8 protein-coding genes are annotated in these 8,415 nt (G+C 52.2%); 2 read left to right on the top strand and 6 right to left on the bottom strand.

The features are described 5' to 3' along the window. Together J5I83_RS11965 and J5I83_RS11960 are read left to right on the top strand one after the other, a co-directional pair. A partial coding sequence (locus J5I83_RS11965; RefSeq protein WP_304056367.1) for a CbbQ/NirQ/NorQ/GpvN family protein occupies positions 1–683 on the top strand: 683 nt, incomplete at its 5' end. Positions 684–686: 3 nt separating this feature from the next. After that, on the top strand, positions 687–2,624 hold the full coding sequence (locus tag J5I83_RS11960; RefSeq protein WP_304056365.1) for a nitric oxide reductase activation protein NorD: 1,938 nt from the start codon (positions 687–689) through the stop codon (positions 2,622–2,624). A gap of 37 nt (positions 2,625–2,661) precedes the next feature. On the opposite strand, the gene J5I83_RS11955 is transcribed toward J5I83_RS11960, so the two are convergent. Genes J5I83_RS11955 through J5I83_RS11930 form a run of 6 tightly spaced genes read right to left on the bottom strand, consistent with a single transcriptional unit; the run spans position 2,662 to position 8,405 of the window. Then, a complete protein-coding gene (locus tag J5I83_RS11955) occupies positions 2,662–2,850 on the bottom strand; it encodes a hypothetical protein (protein ID WP_304056362.1) in 189 nt (62 codons plus the stop codon). Further along, positions 2,847–3,743 carry a phosphate ABC transporter ATP-binding protein gene (locus J5I83_RS11950; RefSeq protein ID WP_304056359.1) on the bottom strand — a complete coding sequence of 299 codons (897 nt, stop codon included), beginning with the start codon at positions 3,741–3,743 and terminating at the stop codon, positions 2,847–2,849. The genes J5I83_RS11955 and J5I83_RS11950 overlap by 4 nt, the downstream gene beginning before the upstream one ends. Beyond that, the gene (gene pstA, locus J5I83_RS11945; protein ID WP_304056356.1) at positions 3,740–4,618 is read right to left on the bottom strand and encodes a phosphate ABC transporter permease PstA; all 879 of its coding nucleotides are present in this window, start codon (positions 4,616–4,618) and stop codon (positions 3,740–3,742) included. Before pstA ends, J5I83_RS11950 begins: the two co-directional genes overlap by 4 nt. Then, entirely contained in the window at positions 4,608–5,489 is an 882-nt protein-coding gene (gene pstC / locus J5I83_RS11940) for a phosphate ABC transporter permease subunit PstC (RefSeq protein WP_304056353.1), read from the bottom strand. Before pstC ends, pstA begins: the two co-directional genes overlap by 11 nt. After that, the gene (locus tag J5I83_RS11935; protein WP_304056350.1) at positions 5,443–6,270 is read right to left on the bottom strand and encodes a phosphate ABC transporter substrate-binding protein; all 828 of its coding nucleotides are present in this window, start codon (positions 6,268–6,270) and stop codon (positions 5,443–5,445) included. The genes pstC and J5I83_RS11935 overlap by 47 nt, the downstream gene beginning before the upstream one ends. Next, positions 6,267–8,405, bottom strand: coding sequence for an FAD-dependent oxidoreductase (locus tag J5I83_RS11930; protein ID WP_304056348.1), 2,139 nt, complete (start codon positions 8,403–8,405; stop codon positions 6,267–6,269). The genes J5I83_RS11935 and J5I83_RS11930 overlap by 4 nt, the downstream gene beginning before the upstream one ends. Positions 8,406–8,415 lie beyond the last annotated feature (10 nt).

Here is an 8,415-nt window from a genome sequence, read left to right as displayed (position 1 = left end):
CGGGCTGTGGCAAAACCCGCTTTATCGCCCATATGGCAGCTCGGCTGGGGCGTCCACTCTATACAGTTTCCTGTCACGATGACATGACCGCGGCTGATTTGACGGGGCGCTATCTTCTCAAAGGAGGCGAGACGGTATGGGTGGATGGCCCGTTGACACAGGCTGTGCGCACAGGCGGCATCTGTTATCTGGACGAAATCGTGGAGGCGCGCAAAGACGTCACCGTGGTGCTTCATCCACTGACAGATGATCGCCGGATTCTACCGCTGGAACGTACCGGTGAAATTTTGAAAGCACCTGACGAATTTATGCTGGTGGTATCCTATAATCCGGGCTATCAGAATATTCTGAAATCATTAAAACCGAGTACACGCCAACGCTTTGTTTCCATCAGTTTTGATTTTGCCCCACTGGAAGTGGAAGTCGAAATCGTATCCAGTGAAAGCGGTTTGCCTGTGGAGCATTGCGTACCCTTGGTGAATCTCGGGAAACGGTTACGAGCACTGAAGGAAGTTGATCTGGAAGAAGTCGTGTCCACCCGCTTGCTTGTCTATTGTGCCATTCTGATTAAAAATGGATTGGATCCTTTTCAGGCGGCTGAAACTGCCCTGGTGGAACCGCTGTGTGATGATGTGGATATCAAGGAAGGTTTGTTGGAACTGATACGTGCCACTTACGGCTAAAGTATGTGGCAATTCATCGAACTGGAAGAACAAATTGGCCGCTATTGGCACCATCTCGTCGGCAAGGCGGATAGTTATCCCTCTTATCCAGAAGCTGCTGTCACGCTGGATTCGCTGCGTCCTGCACTGAGTGTTTTTTTTCGAGGCCTGGGGGGTGCGCCTGGCATAGTTTTAGCAGCGGGAACGCAGCAATCATCAGGACATCGTCTGAAACTGCGGCAACGCCTGGGTATGAATCAGGAATCCCTGCCCCGGATAGAATGTAACGCCGATCGGATGCTGCTGCCTGCAACCATTGCGTGTTTTCCATCAGCCGCATTAAACCGGCGACTTTATTTCTGGCTGGCTGCTTATTTTTCCGTCGCTGAAGATTCTGCCATTGAGGCGCCGAATGATCCATTGCAAGCCGATCTCTCTTTTCTGCATAGCACCTACTGGAACTGTTTAAAAGTGGTTGAGCGTTATCCCGGACTTGCGCTGGATTATCAGAAACTCTGCGACGCGCTGTGTGAACAGCGGCCGCATCGACTGCTCTCGGGGCAAGAGCTGGCTGTCGAAACCGTTATCCAGGCATTATTAGGAAAGCATTGCGTAAATTCTCTCGGTGAAGCATTCTTGCAAGCCGTCATGCAGCCTGAGCCTGATCTCCACCGCTGGCAAGCCACAAAGCACTACCATACTTTCCTGCCTGTTCCTTTGTGGGGAAAAATCCATTCAAGTAAAACTTCATCAAGTGCGATAACAGAGTCTTCAGATCAGGATGACGGCGGCAGTAGCCAGCAGGAAAATGAGGATCATCGCAAGAAAAAAGGCCGGAGAGAAAAATACGAGCAAAGTGAACGGGATGATCCGCTGTTGCTGAATCGCTTTGAGAAACTCATGAGCTGGTCCGAAATGGTCAATGTCAACCGCGCTGTGCAGGATGACGATGAAGATACCGCCAAAGAGGTTGCCGAGACGATCGAAGAAATCACGCTGAGTCCGCATCAACGCCAGGCTGCGACCAAGCTCAAATTTGATCTTGATCTTGCGCCGGACGATGTCAATCCGGCTGCTCTGATTTCCGAATTGACCTACCCTGAATGGGATTATCGGCGTAAGGAATATCATGTGCAGCAATGCCGGGTACTTTTTCAGAATGCTGAGGAAAAAAGTGAGTTATGGGCGCCTGATCTTGCGGCTAGGCGTCGTTTTCGTAAAATCCAGCGCCAATTTGAAACATTAAGGCCCAGGCGTGAGATTCTACGTAGCCAGTTGGATGGTGCTGAACTGGATATGGATGCGTTGGTGCGTGCGCACTGTGATTTCTTTGCCAATGGAAATAATTCTGATCAGATCTATCTACAGGCGCGTCAGCAGGCTCGTGATCTGGCTGTAGCCATACTGGTGGATGTATCACTTTCTACGGATAGCTGGATTAACGGTCGGCGTATTCTTGATATTGAGAAAGAAGCTTTGATCACGCTGGCTTCCGGTCTTGCCGTTTGTAGAGATGCTTTTGCAGTCTATACCTTCACTTCACGCAAAAGACACTATGTACGCGTGGCTGCCGTAAAAGATTTTGATGAAGCTTTCAATAGTCAGGTATTGCGTCGTATTGCCGCCTTGCGCCCTGGTTACTATACCCGCATAGGCGCAGCTTTGCGCCATGTCCGGCAGCTACTCAACAAGCGAACTGAACGTAACCGTCTTATACTCTTGTTAAGCGATGGCAAGCCCAATGATCTGGATTATTATGAAGGCCGTTACGGTATTGAAGATACCCGACAGGCGATTCTGGAGGCCCGGAGAGCAGGTCTTGCAGTTTTCGGTATTACAATAGATCGCAAGGCGCAGGATTATTTCCCTTACTTATTCGGCAAGAGGGGTTACGCCATCGTGGCTCGGCCTGATCGACTTTCGCATGTTCTGCCTATTATTTACCAGCAATTGGTAGGATGATCAGTTGACACAAAAATATTCGTCCACTTGAGCTACTTCATTTTACTTGGTCAAATTCGAACAGCTCGGTCGCAATAGAGCCGCCAGGAATGACACAAATGGATATCGCCAGAGATTGAATACAAAGAACAATGCCCTCTTGGTTTACTGATTCCGCCAGATAAGCCGGGCAAAGCGGATTAATTAAAGGAAAATTGGATGAAAGTACAACCTCATGCCCTTTCATCCTTTTACCCCACTCACATACGCCGCCGTCAGAGGATGCGCAGGGGTTTCAAAAATTTGCTGGCAGTGACCGAATTCGACCAGATGGCCGGTGCGTTCGCGCTCCTTGACCCAGAAAAATGCGGCGTAATTGGCGATACGCCGCGCCTGTGCCAGGTTGTGCGTGACGATCACAATAGTATAACGCCCGCTCAAGCGGTTGATTAAATCTTCTACCACGCCAGAGGCAATCGGGTCCAGTGCGCTGCAGGGTTCATCCATCAATAAGATCTGCGGATCGAGCGCCAGTGCGCGGGCGATGCAGAGTCGTTGTTGCTGACCGCCTGACAGACTCAATGCCGGGGTGTCCAGCCGGTCGCACACTTCATCCCACAAGCCGACATCGCGTAATACTTGCTCCGTGATGACATCGACATCTGTTCGCCGCGTGATGCCATGCTCACGCAACGGCAGGGCGATGTTGCGTTGAATGGACAATGGAAACGGGGTTGGTTTCTGAAAAACCATGCCGATCCGCTTGCGCAACTGCTGCACATTACAAGTGTCCTCAAAAATATTTTCACCCTCAATATGCACTGCACCGTCAATCCGGCAAGCCGGGATCAAATCGGTCAAACGGTTGAGTGCAGATAAAAAGCTGGTTTTACCACAACCGGAAGGACCGATCAGTGCAGTAATGCAACCACGGTAAATATCCAGTGTGACTGTGTCGAGTGCACATTTACCGCCATAAAACAACGACAACGCCTTGACTTGAATGACAGGCTCGGGAATACAGCAATACGGCCCTGCTTGCAAGGGACTGAGCGTATAGGTGCTGCCCTGAGCGCAACCTGATTGCACTGGATTTACTCCTTCGTGCGCATCAGTGGTGATATCCGGTTTCGATCTCATTCTGTGTTCAGCTTCCTGCGCTGCCATAAATGGGTCAAATGCATGGCAACCAGGTTAATCATGAGCAGCAATAAAATCAATACCAGTGCTGAGGCATGGGCAGGCGCATCACCACCCGGCACATTCATCGACAAATCAAAAATATGCAGCGCCAGCACCCGCCCGGAATCGAGCAGTGACTCGGGCATACGATCGACATAACCGCTGGTAAACATCAGTGCTGCTGTTTCCGCTGCTGCCCGCCCGATTCCCAGCAACAATCCTGCCGCCCAGGCTGGCACTGCTACCGGCAGCAACACATGAAACAACGTGGCCGCACGCGACATGCCTAGCGCCGCCGCAGATAATCGGTAGCTCTCGGGCACCGCGCGCAGCCCCGCTTCCGCCGTACTTACCAGAATAGGTAACAGCATGCACGCCAGGGTCAGGCCGCCAGACAAAATGGAAAACCCCATACCCAGATAAATACTGAAAAAAGCATAGCCAAACAGACCAAACACGATAGAAGGCACTCCCGCCAACACCTGCAGACTGTAACGCACCCAACTCCCGAATGAACTCATGGCAGGGATAAATTCCGCCAGCAACACGGCAGTCGCCCAGCCGATCGGCAACGCAACCAGCAGTGCGATCGACAAAACCAGCAAAGTAGACACCAGTATCGAGCCAATCCCACCCGCACGGCCCGTATCTCGCGGCATACTGATCAGAAAATCCCAAGACAGCAACGCGCTGCCGCCCCGGATCAGATCGAGCAGAATCCATAGAAATATCCCACTCACACACAGCACCACGAGATAAATCAGCAACTGTATGGCCCGATCGCGCAATAGATGATTAGGTTTGCCTGTATCAACTATCTGTTTATTCGCCATGATGCTCCTTACCAAACCATCCTGCCATCGTAGTTAGTATCATCACCAATAAGAGCAGCAGCAAACCCGAAACAAACAACACGGCGCGATGATCGCCCATGGCATAGGCCATTTCCAATGCAATATTGGCAGTCAGGGTGCGAATGGGTGCAAACAAACTATCCGCATGCTGCACCACATTGCCTGCCACCATCAGCACCGCCATGGTCTCCCCCACTGCACGACCGGCTGCGAGCAATATTCCCGCCACGATGCCTTGACGTGCTGCAGGCAGAACCACACCATAAATCATACCCCAGCGTGACAACCCAAGCGCCGCCGCAGAGCGCAAATATTCATCGGGAACAGCTATCAGCGCGGCATAACTCGTCAACACCAGCGTAGGCAAAATCATCAGCGTCAAAATCAATATTGCAGTCAACAAGCTTGCACCGGGTGGCTGCCATTGATTGATCAATGGCACCACTGTGGTCAGTCCCCAGAAACCAAACACCACCGAAGGAATACCGGCTAGTAATTCAATCAGCCGCCGATAGAGCATGGACATGCGGGGCGAAGCGTAAAACGCCATGAACAGGGCTGACGCAATTCCCAGAGGAATTACCAGCAAAAGGCTGCCACTACTGGCATAAAGCGTCCCCGTCACCATTGGTAATAGATTGTAGCGATCTTCCAATGGATGCCAGGCGTCATCGGTTACAAACCGCATGAGTGGAATATGCTGCAGCGCCGGCCAGGATTCCAGCAGTAAAAACAGTAAAATCAACGCCATGATCAGCGCTGCAACCGTGGCGCCTAAGCGCAATCCGGCGTTGAACCAGCGATCAATCGACACTGACTGGAATAAAATACTGCATTTCCACCAGATCATATGCTTGCTCTGAACGTGCAAAATCGATGAATCGTTTAGCCAGCGCTGTTGGTGTCATGCGGGTAACCAGATTGAGCGGACGGGATAAGGGATAATCCCCATTGCGCAGATTGACCACCGACGCAGCCACACTATCCAGAGGTAGCAGCTTGAGCGGCACACCGCGTTGAGCATCATATTCTGCAGCGCCAATTGAGACATAGCCGATTGCATGCGGATTACCGGACACGGTCTTGATGCCCTGCTGATTGTCGCCGATGACGATGTGCGGCCTAATCTCGCTGTTTTTCAACTGAAAATAGGCTAGAAACAATTCCAGCGTGGAGCGTCCTTCCGCCTTGTTGACCACGGTAATGCGCGCATCTTTTCCGCCTACTTCGTGCCAGTTGGTGATCTTGCCGGTAAAGATATCGGCAATCTGCTGCCGGGTCAAAGCGGCAACAGGATTGCTCGCGTGCACAATGATCCCTATCCCATCCAGCGCAATGGTAACAGCTTGCAAATCCTGCTCATCGGCTTTCATGGCGCGTGACACCATGCCGATATCGGCAATACCCTTACGCGTATCATTGATCCCGCGGGCAGAACCGCCCGTTTGCACATCCACACGCATACCGGGGTGCAGCGATTCAAACCGCCGCCCTAATTCCACAGCTAACGGCGCAATCGTGCTCGATCCGGTCAATACCAGTTTGTGCGAGCTAGCTATAGACACGGCACTCAAGCCCGTCAACATCAGCACTCCGATTGTGACCCAGACAAATCGCCTTAAAAATCTCATGGATGCTCCCTCCTGCGTGCATGATAGCGCTCTACCCAATCCAATAATTGCTGTGAAACATGCTGCCGCTTCCATTCCCCCGCGACATATTTATTGGCTTCCGACCAGGTCGGATAAGTATGGATCGTACCAAGAATTTTGTTGAGCCCCAAGCCATGCTTCATGGCCAAAACGAATTCAGCTAGCAGATCGCTAGCATGCTCGCTCACGATGGTCACACCCAATATCCGGTCTCTGCCTGGAGCAGTGAGCACTTTGATAAAGCCATGCGCAGCTTCATCGGCAATAGCGCGATCAAGCTCTTTCAAGCTATAGCGCGTTACTTCATAGCCAATTTTGCGGGCCATTGCCTCTTGTTCGGACAACCCCACACGCGCAACTTCAGGGTCGGTAAAGGTCGTCCACGGCATAGTGGAATAATCGACTTTGAAGCGTTTAACATGACCAAACAAGGCATTGACCGATGCGTACCAGGCCTGATGTGCTGCTGCATGCGTGAACTGATAAGGCCCGACCACATCCCCACAAGCATAAATGTTGGGATAAATCGTTTGCAGCCAGCTATTCGTCTCAATGGTGTGTTTTGGTGTTAACGGAATGCCGAGCGCCTCCAGGCCCAATCCTTCCGTGCGCGCAACCCTGCCGACCGCGCATAGCAAGGCATCGAATGGCAGCGCTTCCTCTCGCCCCGTTCGATCGCGCACGATCAGTCGTTGCTCATCATTGCTTTTTTCACAATGCACGGCTTCCGTTTGCGCCAGCACCCGCACCCCATCCGCTTGCAATGCTGCCTCGACCAGCGTGACGACTTCTTCATCTTCACGCATCATCAAGCGATCACGCTCAACTTGCGTCACGCGGCAATCCAGACGGGCGAACGCCTGCGCCAATTCGCAACCGACCGGTCCGCCACCCAGCACCACCAGCCGTTCAGGCCGCTGGGTCAACGTCCAGATAGTTTCCGAGGTATAGTAGTCTACTTGCTCCAATCCCGGAATGTCCGGTATAAAAGGCCGGGCACCGGTTGCAATGACGATGGCGCGCGTGGTCAATGTTTGTCCATTCACCGTCACGCTCCAGGGTGAAGTAATGCGCGCTTCGCCCTGCATCACCTCCACACCTAGTTGAGTATAGCGTGCCACGGAATCATGTGGTTCGATGGTCTGGATAATGCGCTGAACACGCGCCATCACATCGCCGAAATCATAGTCGAGCGCTACTTGGTTTATCCCCAAAGATTTAGCATGACCTGCCTGCTTGACAAAGCTGGCTGTGCGAATCAGCGTCTTGGAGGGTACACAGCCATAATTGAGACAATCACCGCCCATTTTGTGGCTTTCGATCAGTGTGACCCTGGCGCGCGTGGCGGCTGCAATATAGGAAGTCACCAACCCGGCTGCACCCGCACCAATCACCACCAGATTGCGATCGTACTGTGCTGGCTTCGGCCAGCGCCCATACAATCGTCGCTGCCTGGCCATATCGATCATCCAGCGTGCGAGCCACGGAAAAAGAGCCAGCAGCAAAAATGAACCGATCAAGGCGGGCGATACAATATCAGATAAACTGGTGACAGCGGCAAGCTGGGTACCTGCATTGACATAAACTGCGGATCCGGCCAGCATGCCGATGAGGCTCGCCCAGAAGAATGTGCTGATACGGATCGCCGTAAGCCCCATCAGCAGATTGATCAGAAAAAAAGGAAAAGCGGGTACCAAGCGTAACGAGAAAAGATAAAACGCCCCATCCCGTTCAAGCCCCTTGTTGATCGCTTCGAGCCGATCGCCAAAACGGCGTTGCACCCTATCACGAAACAAGTAGCGCGTCGCCAGAAATGCCAATGTTGCGCCGCAGGTAGCTGAAATCAGCACAACAGGCACGCCAACCCAGAACCCCAGCACCGCGCCGCCTGCTAGCGACATAACGGCAGCACCCGGTAATGAAAGCGCTGCCATAACAATATAAATCAGGGCATACAGGCTGATCACCCAGAATGGCTGCTCCTGATAAATCTGCCGAAGCTCATCATGGCTTTCCTTGAGTGCCTCCAAACTAAAATAACGCTCCAGATCAAAAGCAAAAAACAATCCAGTCAACACCAACAGGGAGCCAACTAACCACCAGCGTTTGTTCATCCTGCCTCCT

The sequence above is a fragment of the Nitrosomonas communis genome, from assembly GCF_024102715.1.
Classification (GTDB): domain Bacteria; phylum Pseudomonadota; class Gammaproteobacteria; order Burkholderiales; family Nitrosomonadaceae; genus Nitrosomonas; species Nitrosomonas communis_B.
The sequence above is the reverse complement of the archived record's forward strand: the minus strand, read 5'-3'. Positions and strand labels throughout refer to the sequence as shown.